Annotated in this window: 16 protein-coding genes, 1 riboswitch and 1 other annotated feature; of the genes, 6 read left to right on the top strand and 10 right to left on the bottom strand. The window is 39.7% G+C overall.

Features of this window, described 5'->3' with window-relative positions:
• Positions 1-49 precede the first annotated feature (49 nt).
• A complete protein-coding gene (pckA, locus tag AWM68_RS15910; RefSeq protein ID WP_066243992.1) occupies positions 50-1,633 on the bottom strand; it encodes a phosphoenolpyruvate carboxykinase (ATP) in 1,584 nt (527 codons plus the stop codon).
• 263 nt (positions 1,634-1,896) lie between these two features.
• A riboswitch (SAM riboswitch) is annotated at positions 1,897-2,028 on the top strand.
• A 163-nt stretch (positions 2,029-2,191) separates the two neighbouring features.
• On the opposite strand from pckA, the gene metK reads away from it, so the two are divergent.
• Positions 2,192-3,397, top strand: coding sequence for a methionine adenosyltransferase (gene metK, locus AWM68_RS15905; protein ID WP_066243990.1), 1,206 nt, complete (start codon positions 2,192-2,194; stop codon positions 3,395-3,397).
• Positions 3,398-3,662: 265 nt separating this feature from the next.
• On the opposite strand, the gene AWM68_RS15900 is transcribed toward metK, so the two are convergent.
• From AWM68_RS15900 to AWM68_RS21080, 5 genes are all read right to left on the bottom strand, one after another.
• The gene (locus AWM68_RS15900; RefSeq protein ID WP_066243987.1) at positions 3,663-4,820 is read right to left on the bottom strand and encodes a glycosyltransferase family 4 protein; all 1,158 of its coding nucleotides are present in this window, start codon (positions 4,818-4,820) and stop codon (positions 3,663-3,665) included.
• A 15-nt stretch (positions 4,821-4,835) separates the two neighbouring features.
• Positions 4,836-5,387 (bottom strand): phosphatase PAP2 family protein, encoded by a 552-nt coding sequence (locus AWM68_RS15895; RefSeq protein ID WP_066243980.1) that lies wholly within the window; start codon positions 5,385-5,387, stop codon positions 4,836-4,838.
• Between the two features lie 122 nt (positions 5,388-5,509).
• A complete protein-coding gene (cotJC, locus tag AWM68_RS15890; protein WP_066243979.1) occupies positions 5,510-6,079 on the bottom strand; it encodes a spore coat protein CotJC in 570 nt (189 codons plus the stop codon).
• Positions 6,080-6,100: 21 nt separating this feature from the next.
• Complete coding sequence (locus AWM68_RS15885; RefSeq protein WP_066244135.1) at positions 6,101-6,328, bottom strand: spore coat protein CotJB; 228 nt, start codon at positions 6,326-6,328, stop codon at positions 6,101-6,103.
• Positions 6,329-6,369: 41 nt separating this feature from the next.
• Positions 6,370-6,591, bottom strand: a complete 222-nt coding sequence (locus AWM68_RS21080) for a spore coat associated protein CotJA (RefSeq protein WP_082820736.1) — start codon at positions 6,589-6,591, stop codon at positions 6,370-6,372.
• A gap of 139 nt (positions 6,592-6,730) precedes the next feature.
• Between AWM68_RS21080 and AWM68_RS15880 the strand changes: the two genes are divergently transcribed.
• The gene (locus tag AWM68_RS15880; protein ID WP_066243976.1) at positions 6,731-7,102 is read left to right on the top strand and encodes a VOC family protein; all 372 of its coding nucleotides are present in this window, start codon (positions 6,731-6,733) and stop codon (positions 7,100-7,102) included.
• On the opposite strand, the gene AWM68_RS15875 is transcribed toward AWM68_RS15880, so the two are convergent.
• Positions 7,092-7,610 carry a gamma carbonic anhydrase family protein gene (locus AWM68_RS15875; protein WP_066243973.1) on the bottom strand — a complete coding sequence of 173 codons (519 nt, stop codon included), beginning with the start codon at positions 7,608-7,610 and terminating at the stop codon, positions 7,092-7,094. The genes AWM68_RS15880 and AWM68_RS15875 overlap by 11 nt on opposite strands.
• A gap of 135 nt (positions 7,611-7,745) precedes the next feature.
• Here AWM68_RS15875 and AWM68_RS15870 point away from each other — a divergent pair, with 135 nt between their 5' ends.
• Together AWM68_RS15870 and AWM68_RS15865 are read left to right on the top strand one after the other, a co-directional pair.
• Positions 7,746-8,546, top strand: coding sequence for an alpha/beta hydrolase (locus AWM68_RS15870; RefSeq protein ID WP_066243971.1), 801 nt, complete (start codon positions 7,746-7,748; stop codon positions 8,544-8,546).
• A 28-nt stretch (positions 8,547-8,574) separates the two neighbouring features.
• Positions 8,575-9,645, top strand: a complete 1,071-nt coding sequence (locus AWM68_RS15865) for a tetraprenyl-beta-curcumene synthase family protein (protein WP_066243968.1) — start codon at positions 8,575-8,577, stop codon at positions 9,643-9,645.
• A 301-nt stretch (positions 9,646-9,946) separates the two neighbouring features.
• On the opposite strand, the gene AWM68_RS15860 is transcribed toward AWM68_RS15865, so the two are convergent.
• Positions 9,947-10,522, bottom strand: coding sequence for a class I SAM-dependent methyltransferase (locus AWM68_RS15860; RefSeq protein WP_066243965.1), 576 nt, complete (start codon positions 10,520-10,522; stop codon positions 9,947-9,949).
• Positions 10,522-11,484 carry a TIGR01212 family radical SAM protein gene (locus AWM68_RS15855; protein ID WP_066243962.1) on the bottom strand — a complete coding sequence of 321 codons (963 nt, stop codon included), beginning with the start codon at positions 11,482-11,484 and terminating at the stop codon, positions 10,522-10,524. The genes AWM68_RS15860 and AWM68_RS15855 overlap by 1 nt, the downstream gene beginning before the upstream one ends.
• Before the next feature lie 176 nt (positions 11,485-11,660).
• On the opposite strand from AWM68_RS15855, the gene AWM68_RS15850 reads away from it, so the two are divergent.
• The gene (locus AWM68_RS15850; RefSeq protein WP_066243959.1) at positions 11,661-12,857 is read left to right on the top strand and encodes an MDR family MFS transporter; all 1,197 of its coding nucleotides are present in this window, start codon (positions 11,661-11,663) and stop codon (positions 12,855-12,857) included.
• Between the two features lie 88 nt (positions 12,858-12,945).
• On the opposite strand, the gene AWM68_RS15845 is transcribed toward AWM68_RS15850, so the two are convergent.
• Entirely contained in the window at positions 12,946-13,515 is a 570-nt protein-coding gene (locus AWM68_RS15845) for a biotin transporter BioY (RefSeq protein WP_066243955.1), read from the bottom strand.
• A gap of 200 nt (positions 13,516-13,715) precedes the next feature.
• Positions 13,716-13,946: a binding site (T-box leader), on the top strand.
• Positions 13,947-14,008: 62 nt separating this feature from the next.
• On the opposite strand from AWM68_RS15845, the gene leuS reads away from it, so the two are divergent.
• Complete coding sequence (leuS, locus tag AWM68_RS15840) at positions 14,009-16,429, top strand: leucine--tRNA ligase (protein WP_066243952.1); 2,421 nt, start codon at positions 14,009-14,011, stop codon at positions 16,427-16,429.
• The last annotated feature ends 14 nt before the right edge of the window (positions 16,430-16,443 follow it).

The following is a 16,443-nucleotide window of genomic DNA, read 5'->3' as shown; positions in this document are numbered from 1 at the left end:
AAATACAAAAAAACAGTCTCCCCTTAACAATGGGAGACTGTTTCTTTGATTATACTAATGGTCCAGCTTGTGAGATCTCAGATGACACCGAGTCAAACTTTTCAAAGTTTGCTTTAAATTTATGCGCAAGTTCTTTTGCTTTCACATCATACTGATCTTGATCTTCCCATGTTTTCTTTGGTTGAAGAACTTGATCAGGTACACCTGGACAATGTGTTGGGATATGAAGACCAAAGATTGGATCTACAACCGTTTCAACAGAAGTTAGTTCACCTTCAAGTGCTGCTTGCACCATTGAGCGAGTGTAGGCTAAGTTCATACGGCTTCCTACCCCGTATTCACCGCCAGACCAGCCAGTGTTAACAAGATACACTTGCACATTATGCTGATCAATTTTCTTTCCAAGCATTTCAGCGTAAACTGTTGCTGGTAATGGAAGGAAAGGCGCACCGAAGCAAGTAGAGAACGTTGCTTGTGGTGATGTTACACCTCTTTCAGTTCCAGCAAGTTTACTTGTGTAGCCAGACAAGAAATGGTACATCGCTTGTTCCTTCGTTAGTTTGCTGATTGGAGGCAATACTCCGAATGCATCAGCTGTTAAGAAGATAATCGTATTAGGGTGACCCGCAACACTCGGTTGAATGATATTCGGTATTGCATCTACTGGATATGCAGCTCGAGTATTTTCAGTTAAAGTTGAGTCCTTATAATCAGCTAATCTTGAATCAGGATCGATCATTACATTTTCCAATACGCTACCAAAACGGATCGCGTTCCAAATTTGGGGTTCTTTTTCTTTCGATAGATCGATTGTTTTGGCATAACATCCGCCCTCAATATTAAAGACTCCTGTGTTAGCCCAGCCATGTTCATCATCACCGATCAAACGGCGGTTTGGATCAGCAGAAAGGGTAGTCTTTCCAGTTCCAGAGAGACCAAAGAAAAGCGCTACGTCTCCTTCATTGCCAACATTTGCTGAACAATGCATAGAGAGAATTCCTTTTTCGGGGAGAATGTAGTTCATAACTGAGAATACGGATTTCTTAATTTCACCAGCATATTCTGTACCACCGATAAGGATGATGCGTTTCTCAAAGGATATAATGATAAATGTTTCAGAATTTGTTCCATCTTCTGCTGGATTCGCTTGGAATCCAGGCGCGGAAACTACCGTGAATTGAGATTCGTGAGCAGCCAGCTCATCTTGGTTCGGGCGTACAAACATTTGATGAGCAAACAGGTTATGCCAAGCGTATTCATTAATAACTTGAATAGGAAGGCGGTACTCACGGTCTGCACCAGCATATCCTTTAAATACAAATAACTCTTCTTTGCTGCCTAAGTATTGAAGTACTTTTTTGTATAATTTATCAAAGTTTTCGGGTGAAAAGGGCTTATTTACTTTTCCCCAGTCAATTGAATCTTTAACGGAAGCGTCTTCAACGATAAATTTGTCCTCAGGGGAACGGCCAGTGTATTTTCCCGTAGTAGCTTGAAGTGCTCCTGTGGATGTCAGGATGCCCTCTTTGCGCTTAAGAGATTTTTCTACTAAAACCGGAACAGGTAAGTTCTGGTGAGTTGTTTCGCGGGTCACAAGCTCATTTAAGGTTGTCGTAAATTCCAAAGTATTCATATCAGACAGTACCATCCTTTATCCTAGAGTGATATATTCGAAAATTAGTATAACACATTAAATTAAATAATGTATACTATTTTATGATTGTGCATCAAAAAAGTTCGTACTTCACAAAAAAAGATTATAAATCCAAGTGTATTATCACTCATATTAAAAACGCTTTCAATAGTAACGTCTCAACACTCTAAACTTCTTGTTATTCCTAGTGTTTTCTATTGACATAGATGTCCCATTGCGCTATCATATTTCGAGAACGGCTACTCTTATTCTGAGTAGGTGGAGGGACAGGCCCTATGAAACCCAGCAACCGACATGAAAGTGGTGGTAAAACGCTCCACTTGAAATGAAAAGGTGCTAACCTGCAAGGTGAAAATAACCTTGGACAATAAGAGGTTGAAGGCATGTGGATTTTTTAAACCTTTTCCCTCGTTAAGATATGTTGAACAGGGAAGGGCTTTTTTTATGCCTTTTTCAAGTAAAGAACATAAACTGTGCAAAATAGATAAGAATAAAGTACCGTATCATACTGAAAGCAGTTAAAGGGAGGATATTAATTTGTCCAAAAAAGTAAGTCGTCGTTTATTTACATCTGAATCCGTTACAGAAGGGCATCCAGATAAGATTTGTGACCAGATTTCAGATGCGATCTTAGATGAAATCTTAACTCATGATGCAAATGCACGTGTAGCTTGTGAAACATCAGTAACAACTGGTCTAGTACTTGTTGCAGGTGAGATCACAACTTCTACTTATGTAGATATCCCGAAAGTAGTACGTGAAACAATCAAAGAAATCGGTTATGATCGTGCGAAATATGGTTTCGATTCTGAAACTTGTGCAGTACTAACTTCTATCGACGAGCAATCTGCTGATATCGCTATGGGTGTAGACCAAGCGTTAGAAGCTAGAGAAGGTTCTATGACAGATGCTGAGATTGAAGCAATCGGTGCAGGTGACCAAGGTCTTATGTTCGGATTCGCTTGTAACGAAACAGAAGAGCTTATGCCTCTTCCTATCTCATTAGCTCATAAATTATCTCGCCGTCTTACAGAAGTTCGTAAGTCTGAAGAGATTCCTTACTTGCGTCCAGATGGAAAAACTCAAGTAACAGTTGAGTATGATGAGAACGACAAACCTGTTCGTATCGATACAATCGTAATTTCAACTCAGCATCACCCGGAAAACACGCTTGAAGAAATTCAAAGAGATGTTAAAGAAAAAGTAATCAAGCCAGTTGTTCCTGCTGAATTAATCGATGAGAACACAAAATATTTCATCAACCCAACAGGTCGTTTCGTTATCGGTGGACCTCAAGGTGACGCTGGACTTACTGGCCGTAAGATCATTGTTGATACTTATGGTGGATATGCTCGTCACGGTGGCGGTGCATTCTCTGGTAAGGATGCTACAAAAGTTGACCGTTCTGCTGCATACGCTGCTCGTTATGTGGCAAAGAACATCGTTGCATCTGGTCTTGCTGACAAAGTTGAAGTTCAGCTTGCATATGCAATCGGTGTTGCTCAACCGGTATCCATTGCTGTAAACACATTCGAAACAGGGAAAGTATCTGAAGAAGTTCTTGTAGAACTAGTTCGCAACAACTTTGACCTGCGTCCGGCTGGAATCATCAAGATGCTTGATCTTCGCCGTCCGATCTACAAGCAAACTGCTGCTTATGGTCACTTTGGCCGTACAGATGTTGAGCTTCCTTGGGAGAAAACAGATAAAGCAGAAGAGCTTAAGAAACAAGCGAATATTTAATGATATGCTGAGGCAGACTTCCGTTTGGGAGTCTGTTTTTTTATGCTTTCATGCATGCCCGAAAGTGTCGAATTTTGAAGAAAGACTCATTAATTAGTAGTTAGACTCAATAAAGTAAAATTAGACCCAATAAAGTGAAAATAGACTCAATAATTTGTATTCAGACTCAATAAACAATAAACAGACTCTATTCCCGTCAAGTGAAGAGTACAAAAAAAGGATTTACTCCTTCAAAATGAGTAATCCTTCGTTTTATAGGTTCTTGTTAAGCAATAATGGTTTTGCTTTTGTTCTTCTTGTAAGCAACTTCTTCATAATGCGTGAACAAGTTCCCGAAAATGACCGACCAAGATTGAGTTAGGGCATAATTTCGTGCTTTTAATTTCATAGATTGTAAAAGCAGAGGATCATCCACCATAGATACGGCACTCTGTATGAAAGATGCTGCGTTTCCTGCTTCACAAATTCTTCCGGTAACCCCATCCTGAACAATTTCTGTTACACCGCCACGATTAGATACGATCGCAGGCAAACCAGAGGCAGCTGCTTCTAAAACCACATTGCCAAATGTTTCGGTTGTTGAAGGGAATACAAATAGATCAGCATCTCTATATACACTTGCAAGCTCTTCACCAGAAAGATAGCCTGCACACGTTACATTTAGGTGTTCTTTTTCCCATTGATCAACAATGGGTCTGCTAGGGCCATCCCCAACAATAAGCCAGTGTATATTTTCTCTTAATGGAGGTGGCATTTGATTGATCATTTCATAAAGGATCTCCAAATCTTTTTCGGGTGCAAGTCTTCCAACGTATAAAAAGATATACTTTTCTGTTATGTTATATTTTTCTCGAATAAAAGAGTTGTAATTATGAGGTGTGAACATATCACAGTCAACTCCTCTTGACCATATTTCAACATCTGTAAAACGTTTTGCGTACAGTGTTTGTCTTGTTTCTTCACTTGGAACGAAGGTTTTATCAAATGGTTTGTGAAACCATTGAAGGTAACGCCACAGTAAAGGTGATAGAAATTCAAGATGATAGTATGCAAGGTAACGGTCAAAATGTGTGTGATAGGAGGCGACCATAGGAATGTTTTCTTTCTTGCCGTAACGCATTCCAAATAGACCGATCGTAAAAGGAGTTGCAACATGCAGGAGGTCTGGATTAAATTTATTCAGTTCATCATGTAACCCGCGCAATTGAGGAATGGCAAGCCTGCACTCTGGGTATAGAAAGAGTGGCAGGCTTCTCATTGCATAATAATGATCACATTGCATTTTGGGAAGCTCCTCTATTGAGGGCATGATTACTTTATATTCAATATTATTTTTTTCCATATAGTTAGTTAATCTTTTTAAAGTGCGTGCAACACCATTAATTTGCGGATAAAACGTATCTGAAAACAGAGCGAGCCTCATTTTCTTCATCTCCTTTTATAAAAAGTAAGGTAAGATAAAGCTATTTACTAAAAACAAAGAAAAGAAGCTGGAACTGATGCCTAAAATCATACCTGCAAGCACATCTGAAGGATAGTGAAGACCTAAGTACATGCGAGATATGGCGACTAATAGGGCAGCGATTAATAAGAAAATACCGAGAAACGGATTTAGTATAATTAATGGTGTAACGATTGAGAAGATCGCTGTTGTGTGGCCAGACGGAAATGAATGATCCTTTAACGGGTTGCTGCCGATGTTTGTATCCGGAAGACTTATATATGGGCGCTTTCGAGGATACATTTTTTTAGAGATGGCAACAGGAATGTGACTAATTATTAATGAAAGCATACAAACGATTCCCCAAGATTTTAAATGCATAGGGAGAAATAACAGAAGCAAAATACTTGTAGATATGGTTGCTGTTGCACCACCAAGGTGTGTCCACAAGTGAAAGAAATGGTCCATTGAATTGCGATGCATCCTTCCATTTATGAGGCGGAAAAATGAACACTCTTTTTCATAAAGCCAATCAATTACTTTTGTCATAAAGAATTCCCCCTTGCCTTTTTGTTTTGTTCGTTATTTTAATCATATAAGGCAATTGTTAGGAGAACATGAAGACAGTATGAATTTATTATAAAAAAAACCATCCTACAGCCGAGGATGGGTTAGAAAAATATTTTTCTGTCGCGCTCTTCTTTTAATATTTCAACGGCCTCACGGAATCGCTGAGAGTGAATAATCTCTCTTTCTCTCAAAAAGCGAAGTGAGTCATTAAGGTCAGGGTCATCAGACATATTAATAATCCATTGATAGGTTGCGCGTGCTTTTTCTTCGGCTGCAATGTCTTCATATAAGTCAGCTATTGGATCCCCTTTGGCAGCTATGTAGCTTGCGGTAAAAGGTACACCTGCTGCATTATGATAAAAAAGTGCACTATCGTGATTAACATAGTGATCTGCAATCCCAGCTGCTTTTAATTGTTCAGGGGTAGCATCTTTTGTTAATTTATAAATCATCGTGGCAATCATTTCTAAATGTGCAAACTCTTCAGTACCTATATCTGTTAACAGCCCGATTACTTTATCAGGTATTGTATAACGCTGATTTAAATAGCGGAGTGCAGCTGCAAGCTCACCGTCTGCACCTCCATATTGTTCAATTAAGTATTTGGCAAGAGTCGGATTACATGAAGTTACTTTTACTGGATATTGCAATTTCTTTTCATATACCCACATTCAAGCGTACCTCCTATTCTTCTATAACTGCCAGGGCCACGGTCCATCGCTCCAGTTCCACGGCATACCTGAATAGCTATTTCCGTATTGTTGGAGCGGACCGTATTTTGACTCGATTGCTCGTTTTATTTGTTTTCTTTGTTTAGCAAATTGATTAAATTGCTGGATCGCAGATTGATCTTGAGGATGTGTATCTAGATAAAGCGTAAGTTCTACAAGAACAAAATCAACAGCTTGAAGTTCTTCCATCCATTGATAGAACTCTTGAGGTAAAGTTGGCTGCACAGATACTACCTCCTTCTTTCATAAGGATTTTCGTAATAATCGTAAAAGGCAGGCCAAAGTGTACCCTTTTGCAAAGCCTCCTTAGGAGAATATTGAGGCAGGTTGTAAGGCTGAAACCCCATATATAAATTAGGAGGAGTAGAGTAATACTTCTTACCGATTGGAGGGCATGGGTCAAATGGGCTGTGGTATGGCACATATGATTTTTGATTTGAACTTCTGTCCATGTGATACCTTCCTTTCATGAAGTAACTTTTTATTATAAGTATTCATGCAATCGGAGGGACAGTACGAATTTATCTCAAATGGTGTGATTCTGTGTTAAACTTATGGACAAAACATGAAGGTAGATGAGGTGGAAATTACATGTATTCAGGCATACACCATGTATCGTTGCTAGTAACGAATTTAAAAGAATCTCTTTATTTTTACGAAGGAATTCTAGGTTTCAAACAAAACAAAAAACGCCCTTCATTTGATTTTCCGGGCGTCTGGTATGATATCGGGAACACGCAGCTTCATTTGATCGTACATCCAAAAGGAAAGGCTAGACGAGGTACTACAGAGATCGACAGCAGAGATGGTCACTTTGCTGTAAGGGTAACGGATATGGACAAACTGTTGAAAATCCTGGATGTACATAATATTCCTTATGTAAATAAACCGAATAATAAAACGGATTGGCATCAAGTTTTTGTGAGTGATCCGGACGGAAATTTAATTGAATTTAACGTTTAGGCTGCAACGACTTGTAATATTGACCTTTCTCGTAATATTCACGGCGGATTCGATCCATATCAGCAATATCTTCTTCAGTTAATTCTCTAACAACTTTAGCGGGTCTCCCGAAAGCCAAGGTGTTAGGCGGAATTTTTTTCCCTGGGGGCACAAGGCTGCCTGCACCGATAAAGGCTCCTTTTCCAATATGAGCACCGTCTAAAACGAGAGAACCCATGCCGATCAAAGCATTTTCTTCGATCACACAACTATGCAGGATAACACTATGTCCAATGGTTACCCCATCTTTTAAATGAAGCGTTCGGTTTGGACTTTGATGCAAGACCGAGTTATCTTGAACATTTACATAGTTTCCAATGATAGTTGGGGATACATCTCCTCGAATAGATGTATTAAACCAAATGGAAGAGAATTCGCCAATTTGAACATCCCCAGTGATCGTCACATAATCTGCAATAAAGGCTGTTTCTGATATTTTAGGTTCCTTGTTACCGTACGGATAAATCATGTTATTCACTCCTGTCTTATTTTTAAAAGGGATCGCATTATCTAGAATCGCAAAGAAAGTCAAAACAATGTCTTTAATCTACTTATAGTTTAGCAAACCATGAATGCTTATGAATAGAAAAGAGGATGGATAACTTTGTGGACTTGGAAAACGGATAAGGATGCAATAGGGACGATTGTTGTCGTGCATGGAGCAAATGAACATCATGGAAGATATGATTGGGTAATTAAACAATTAAATGAAACAGGTTATCATTGTGTATCTGGCGATCTTCCTGGTCAAGGAACAACAACGAGGAGAAGAGGCCATATTGATACGTTCAACGAATATATCCATACGATTGAAAGCTGGTTTTTTGAAGCTGAACAACTGGGTCTACCTGTATATATTTTAGGCCACAGCATGGGCGGATTGGCAGTGATTCGAACGCTGATGGAAAAAGAGCTTAATGCCAAAGCTGTTATTTTATCCTCTCCTTGTTTGGGTCTTGTTCAGTACCCCTCAAGAGGTAAAGAAGCCGTTTCATTGATTCTTAATAAGCTAGCACCAGGGATAAGATTAGCGACCAATCTGCCCGAAGGAAGTGCTACACGAAACGAAGAAATTCGAAAACGGGATAAGGCAGATAAATTGATTGTCAAAAAAGTTTCTGTCAGATGGTATCGAGAATTAATCGCTTCCATAAAATATGCTTTTGATCAATACAAGCGTTTTCCGAATGTGCCATTGCTGTTATTGCAAGCAGGTGACGATTTAATCGTGGACAAAGAAACGGTAAGACAGTGGTTTAATGGTATTCATATTGAAGAAAAATGGTATAAGGAATTTCCGTCTCTTTATCATGAAGTGTTGAACGAGCCAGAAAGAGATAAAGTGTTTGATTATGTAAAAAGATTTTTATTGTTGCATAGTGAGGCTAATAAAGGAAAAAGGTAAAGAAAGATAAAATAAAAGGAGCCATCTTATGAACAAAATTCCGGTTCATCCTTGGGGATTGATGTATTCCGTTTATACTCATATTTTTCCGGCTGTAGGTCAGCTTCTGAAGGAATGGCAAGAAAAAGCTGAGCGCATACCTAATCCAGAATTAAGAAAGCAGGCAGTGAGCAGTATCTCAGATAAAATGTTTCATTGCGAAGGTGGATCAATCCTTACACTTCTTGCTGGAAAACATCGCATAAAAGCCATTGAATTTGTGGTAGCATACCAAACGATCAGTGACTACTTGGATAATCTGTGTGATCGAAGCACTTCTCTTGATGAGCAGGATTTTAGAGCACTGCATGAAAGTATGTTTCACGCGCTTAGTCCTGGTGCAATTCCAACAAACTATTATCGATACAGAGAAGAGCAAGATGATGGCGGATATTTAAATGAGCTTGTAGCGACTTGCCAAAATGTCCTTTCAGACATGAAGGCTTATCCGAATATTGCAAGCGAATTGATCGGTCTTGCCCAGATTTATTGTGACCTGCAAGTACATAAGCATGTGGTCGTACAGGAAAGAGAGCCTCGTCTGATCAGTTGGTTTGGTGAATATCAATCTGTTCTGCCTAATATTACATGGTACGAGTTCTCTGCGTGTGCGGGTTCAACGCTAGGTATTTTCTGTTTAGTCAGCTATGCTTTTCAAGGAAACTTCACAAAAGAGTCTGCTGAAAAAATAAAAAAAGGATATTTCCCGTGGCTTCAAGGGCTTCATATACTTTTGGATTACTTTATTGATCAAAATGAGGACAAGCTAGAAGGCGATTTAAACTTTTGTACGTATTATAAAAATGATCAGCACATGCTTGAGCGCATGGTTTATTTTGCTAAAAAAGCGGAGAACAGCTGTTCTAAACTGCCAAATTCAAAATTTCACCGATTAATCCAAAGAGGACTCTTAGGGATCTACCTTGCTGACAAAAAAGTATCAGAGTGCCCCGGCATAAAAAAAATGGCATCAAAGCTTGTGAAAGTAGGCGGAGTTACGAGCTATTTTTTTTATGTGAACCGAAAAGTGTATCAAAAATTGAAGCCTTCTCTATCTTGAGCTTTTTAAAGTCGATGGTGATAACGTGCGTGCGTTATCACATGGGTATATGAGGGTAACAAAGAGTGCGTAATTTGTCGAGAAATGTAAACTCGTCGATAAAACCCAAAAATTTTTGGATTGAGTGGCAAAACTCGTGGATAAACAGCCTAAATTTCTGGATTGCTTGGCTAAACTTTTGGATTCGATGAGCTGAATACCCTAATAGGTATGTGCAAAGAACAATTTCTGTTCGGAGAAATTGAACCATTTTAACTAGAGAAGATCTTAAAAAAGGCTGAATCAACGTGGTTAGTTGAATTCAGCCTCTTTTTTCGATCGCAACTACAAATGGCGGATCGTTTTTTTGATTAATAAATTCGTACTGCAAAACATGTGCCTGTTTCTGATCCAGCTGTTTTACATACTTCATGACTTCTTCTTTTTCTCTTTTGCCCTCTTCATGTCCATGGTAGATCACGAGTATGATGACGCCTTCAGGTTTTAATAATTGCAGAAGCTGTTCAATAGCACTGATGGTAGATGAACCTGTTGTGGTAATGGATTTGTCACTTCCCGGAAGGTAGCCAAGGTTAAAGATAGCAGCTGATACCTTAGACTTGAGATCACTAGGAAGCTGCTCCATCAACTCATCATGTGAAGCGTGATAGAAGGTTACGTTTTGATCCGCGTGATGATTAATCATGCGCTTTTTTGAATTTTGTATGGCTTGTTCTTGAATATCAAAAGCAAAAACATGGCCGTTCTCACCAACGAGATTTGATAAATATAAAGTATCATTTCCATTTCCGCATGTTGCATCAATAACGAAGTCTCCTGGTTTGCAGAACGAACGAAGTAGCGTTCTGGCAAATGGCAGTACACCCTCTAATCTCATTACGAGTTCACCTCTGACGGTTTATAAAATTTACCTTGAAAGCTGTTTCGTTCTTTTAGTTCACTTTCAATCGCGTTTAATACTTTCCATTTGTTCAGGCTCCACATTGGACCTACTAAAAGGTCAGAGGGGCCATCACCTGTTAATCGATGAATCATCATGTCAGGAGGTAGAATCTCCAGCTGATCACAGACCAAGTTTACGTACGTTTCAAAATCAAGAAATTCTAACATGCCTTGTTCGTACTGCTTAACCATAGGTGTCTTTTTTAGAAGATGAAGAAGATGGATCTTAATTCCTTGAACATCGAGTTTAGCTACTTCACGGGCTGTTTCCATCATCATTTCTGGAGTCTCTAGCGGTAATCCGTTAATGATATGTGAGCAAACATTAATGTCATGTTTACGAAGCTTCTCAACACCTTCAACATATGTCGGATAGTCATGTGCCCTGTTAATGAGCATGGCTGTTCTTTCATGTACAGTCTGAAGTCCTAATTCAACCCAAAGATACGTACGTTTATTTAAGTCAGCTAGATATTCGACTACATCATCCGGCAGGCAATCTGGTCTAGTCGCAATGGAAAGTCCAACAACACCTTCTTGCTCAAGAACAGTTTCGTAAAGTTCTTTTAACTGTTCAACGGGAGCATAAGTGTTTGTAAAGGCTTGAAAATAGCCAATGTACTTTCCTTTTTTCCACTTGGTGTGCATTCTTTCCTTAACCGTGTGAAACTGGGTAATGATATCGTCACGGCGGTTACCGGCAAAATCTCCTGAACCGCTTTGAGAGCAGAATGTACAGCCGCCAAAAGCGGCATTTCCATCACGATTAGGGCAATCGAATCCACCGTCTAATGGAACTTTTATAATTTTATCACCAAAATGTGATTTTAAATGCTGATTCCATGTGTAATATCGTTTATCCCCAAAATAGGGCGGTTTTTCTATAAGGTGTGTCATCCTTTTCACTCCTTCATACGGTGATGAGCACCATATGACATTGTAGCATGTTCAAGTGACGAACGGCAAAATGAGTTGTCAGTTCTTACTAGTTCTTACTCATTGTAAAGTATAGGGAAAAGGACTAAAATACAGAAGGGATTTATGACATCATTGCAGTATGCGGGGGAGTTTATATGCCAGCGAAAGTATGGCTTCTTATTATTGGTATGGCACTAAATGTTACCGGCTCAAGCTTTTTGTGGCCGATCAATACCATTTTTATACATGAACACTTAGGAAAATCGTTAACCGTTGCTGGGATTGTGCTTCTACTTAATTCTGGTGCAGGCATTATTGGTAATTTAACTGGAGGAATTTTATTCGACAAGTTAGGCGGATATCGAACCATCATGCTCGGTGTTTCTATTTCATTTACGACTTCCTTTTTATTAATCTGGTTTCATGACTTTTGGACGTACAGCGTTCTTCTTGTCTTTATGGGATTTGGAATGGGAATTGTATTTCCTTCCATGTATGCACTTGCAGGCACCATGTGGAGAGAAGGAGGAAGAAAGGCGTTTAACCGCATTTATATCGCACAAAATGTCGGGGTAGCTCTTGGAGCCGCCCTTGGGGGATTCGCTGCTTCTTATTCTTTCACACTATCGTTCATCAGTTGTTCCGCGTTATCATTTATCTTTTTTCTCATTGTTTTGATTGGTTTTAAAGGAATTGATGAAAAAGAAAATACGTCTGTACAAACTGTTTTTTCTCAGCGAAAGAGAATTCATAATAAAGAAGCGTTTATCGCCCTGTTGATTCTTTGCGGAGGGTATTTGTTAGCATGGATTGGGTATGTTCAATGGCAGTCTACCATTGCTGCTTATACGCAAACGCTTGGGGTTACTCTTAAAATGTACAGTTTATTATGGACGGTAAACGGCTTATTCATCGTTTTAGGGCAGCCGCTCGTAAATCTTTTTCTAAAAAGATGGCTGCATTCTACAACGGCACAGATCTTAGTAGGCTACTCTATATTTGTTATATCTTTTGTGATCGTAGGAAACGCAAAAGATTTTAGCGGTTTTATGATTGCAATGATCGTTCTTACGGTTGGAGAGATGCTTGTCTGGCCGGGAGTTCCTTCAATTGCATCAGAACTTGCTCCGCAAGGAAGAGCTGGATTCTATCAAGGAATTGTGAATTCCACAGCAACGGGCGGTAGAATGCTTGGACCGCTTTTTGGCGGAATGATTGCAGATATCTTCAATATTTCAGTACTGTTCCAAACAATCATGGGATTATTGGTTTTGTCCTTCATACTCACGATTATTTACAGCAAAAACAGATATGCAATGAAACAACCAGATGTTCCTCGGCAAGTATCTTAACGTCTAAGTTTATAGATGATTACGTATAAGAAAAAGACAGGTGACGGATTCGTCATGCTGTCTTTTTAGGTTATACTATACTGTTAATTTATGCTGCTTTCACATCGTGCTGTGAAAGCAGTTTTGCAGCTAATAGTCGTCTTCGAATCGTAATCCCTAACACGGATGCTAGAACTGCTTTAATTACTCCCACGATAATGAATGGATAAACACCGCCAGATAATGCTTGGTCCCAAGTAAGACCTGCTGCGAATTTTAATTGAACAGCACCAACCACGAGTGTGATTACCATTCCGATTATGTTTGCAATGACTGCAGGAGTAAGGGTGAATCTCGTTTTTTCTAGTATAAGACCCATAATGTAAGCAGAAATAATAAAGCCGATAATATAACCGCCAGTAGGACCAACAAGGACAGAGAAACCGCCTTTAGCTTCTGAGAAAACCGGAAGCCCTACAGCCCCCATTGCGATGTAAAGGGCAACAGCCATTGTACCGTACCTTTTTCCTAAAATCGTTGCACATAATCCAATGGCCAAAGTCTGTCCAGTAATGGGGACAAGCGGCAACGGAATCGTTAGTTGAGCAAGAATCGCTGTAATTCCTGCCATAAGTGCAGCATAAAGTGACATTTTTAATCTTTCATTTGTAGCATGCATCGTTTTGCACCCCTTTTTAAATGTAAACCATTAATTTGTAATAGTTAACATTAATGTAAACAGCAGCAGAAGGTTTGTCAAGATGAGGGATAAATATGTGAATTATGTTGTTTGGAAGTGGAAAAAAAAGGTTATTATATGCTTAACAACCTTGACAATTTAGGAAAGTATTCATAAAATACAAATTAACATCTAAAATTTTAATAACGATGATTAGGGAGTAGTAGAAAAAGAATGGAACGATAGAGAGTTGACGGTTGGTGCAAGTCAGCCCGGACTTTTTTGAACTCGCCCTTTAGTTGCAAGTGTGAATGAAGTAGTGCTTGCCGTTCGCCGCGTTAAGGTCTGTTTCCGAGTGAATGCGATCTTTGCATTAATCAGGGTGGTACCGCGGCAGGTTTAAAATTGTTAACTAACCTTTCGTCCCTAATGTTTTATTAGGGGCGGAAGGTTTTTTGTTTTTAAAGTTCAGTTTTCTAAGGGAGGATCGGTTATGTACTATAACCACAAAACAATCGAGAAAAAGTGGCAGCAGTTCTGGGATGAGAACAAAACGTTCCAGACGAAAGAAGAATATGACAAAAAGAAATTTTACGCGTTAGATATGTTTCCTTACCCATCTGGAGCAGGCCTGCACGTAGGTCACCCGGAAGGATACACGGCAACTGATATCCTATCTAGAATGAAGCGTATGCAAGGATATAATGTACTTCATCCGATGGGATGGGATGCTTTTGGTCTTCCTGCAGAACAATACGCTCTTGATACAGGGAACGACCCTGCGGAGTTTACAGAAAAGAATATCAATACTTTCCGCAGACAGATTAAAGAGCTAGGCTTCTCATACGACTGGGACCGTGAAGTAAACACGACAGATCCTTCTTATTACAAGTGGACGCAATGGATCTTTATCCAGCTTTATAATAAGGGCCTTGCTTATGTGGATGAAGTGCCTGTGAACTGGTGTGAGGCACTTGGAACGGTTCTTGCCAATGAAGAAGTAATCGACGGTAAGAGTGAACGTGGCGGACATCCTGTCGTCCGTAAACCTATGAAACAATGGATGCTGAAAATTACAGCGTATGCTGACAGATTATTAGAAGATCTGAATGAACTAGATTGGCCAGAAAGCTTGAAAGATATGCAGCGTAACTGGATTGGCCGTTCAGAAGGAGCAGAAGTTCATTTTGATGTGGATGGTCATTCTTCTAAAATTACAGTATTTACAACTCGTCCAGATACCCTTTTTGGTGCAACGTATTTAGTACTTGCTCCTGAAAGTAAACTAGTAGAAGAAATTGTTACAGCTGATCAATTAGAGGCAGTAACAGCATACCAAAAACAAGTTGAAACAAAGTCTGATCTTGAGCGAACAGAACTAGCCAAAGAAAAATCAGGTGTCTTTACAGGAGCTTATGCGATTCATCCAGTTACTGGTGCAAAGCTTCCGATCTGGATTGCAGATTATGTTCTAGCAAGCTATGGTACTGGTGCAATTATGGCAGTACCTGCACATGATGAGCGTGACCATGAATTCGCTGTAAAGTATGAACTTCCAATCGCTGAAGTAGTTGCAGGCGGAGACGTATCTAAAGAAGCGTACACAGGGGACGGAGAACATGTAAACTCTGACTTTTTGAATGGTATGCAAAAAATAGATGCTATTGCAAAAATGAACGAATGGCTTTCAGAAAACGGAAAAGGCGAAAAGAAAATTACGTATCGCCTACGTGACTGGTTATTCTCACGTCAGCGTTATTGGGGCGAGCCAATTCCAGTTATCCATTGGGAAGATGGCACGATGTCAACGGTTCCCGAGGATCAATTGCCGCTTCTTCTTCCTGTTGTAAAAGAAATTAAACCATCAGGCACTGGAGAATCACCTTTGGCTAACGTAGAAGACTGGGTGAACGTGGTTGATCCTGAAACAGGCAAGAAAGGCCGCCGTGAGACAAATACAATGCCTCAGTGGGCAGGAAGCTGCTGGTACTACCTTCGTTACATCGATCCGAAAAACGAAGAGCAATTAGCATCACCTGAAAAATTAAAGCACTGGCTTCCAGTTGATATCTATATCGGTGGAGCAGAACATGCTGTTTTACACCTTCTATACGCACGCTTCTGGCACAAAGTGATGTACGATCTTGGAATCGTTCCAACAAAAGAGCCTTTCCAAAAACTTTTCAACCAAGGGATGATTCTTGGAGAGAATAACGAAAAAATGAGTAAGTCAAAAGGAAATGTTGTAAATCCTGATGAAATCGTACAAAGTCATGGTGCAGATACACTTCGACTGTATGAAATGTTCATGGGACCTCTAGATGCATCGATCGCTTGGAGCACTACGGGCTTGGATGGTTCCCGTCGTTTCCTTGATCGTGTTTGGAGATTGCTTGTTTCAGAAGATGGACAGCACTTAAATCCTGCAATTAGAAATTCACAAGCGAGTGAATCTTTCAACCGTTTATATCATCTAACAGTTAAGAAGGTAACAGAGGATTTTGAAGGGCTTCGTTTTAACACAGCGATCTCACAATTAATGGTTTTCGTGAACGAGGCAAACAAGCAAGATGAGCTTCCTAAAGACTTGATTGAAGGATTCGTTAAAATGCTTTCTCCGATCGCTCCGCATATTTGTGAAGAGCTATGGGAAATGCTAGGTGGAGAAGGCAGTATTGCATATGCTTCTTGGCCGGTTTGGGATGAAGCACAACTTGTAGAAAATGAAGTTGAAATCGTTGTTCAAGTAAATGGAAAATTAAAAGCAAAGATGACGATTGCTGCCAACATCAGCGGTTCAGATATGGAGCAAGCTGCACTTGGAGAAGAATCTGTACAACAAAGCATTGAAGGTAAGACGATTCGCAAAGTAATTACAGTACCTGGTAAACTTGTGAATATCGTTGCCAATTAAAGGAGGACACTTTT

The sequence above is a fragment of the Fictibacillus phosphorivorans genome, assembly GCF_001619875.1.
GTDB classification, from domain to species: domain Bacteria; phylum Bacillota; class Bacilli; order Bacillales; family Fictibacillaceae; genus Fictibacillus; species Fictibacillus phosphorivorans_B.
Note: the sequence above shows the minus strand (reverse complement) of the source record. Positions and strands in the feature narration are given on the sequence as shown.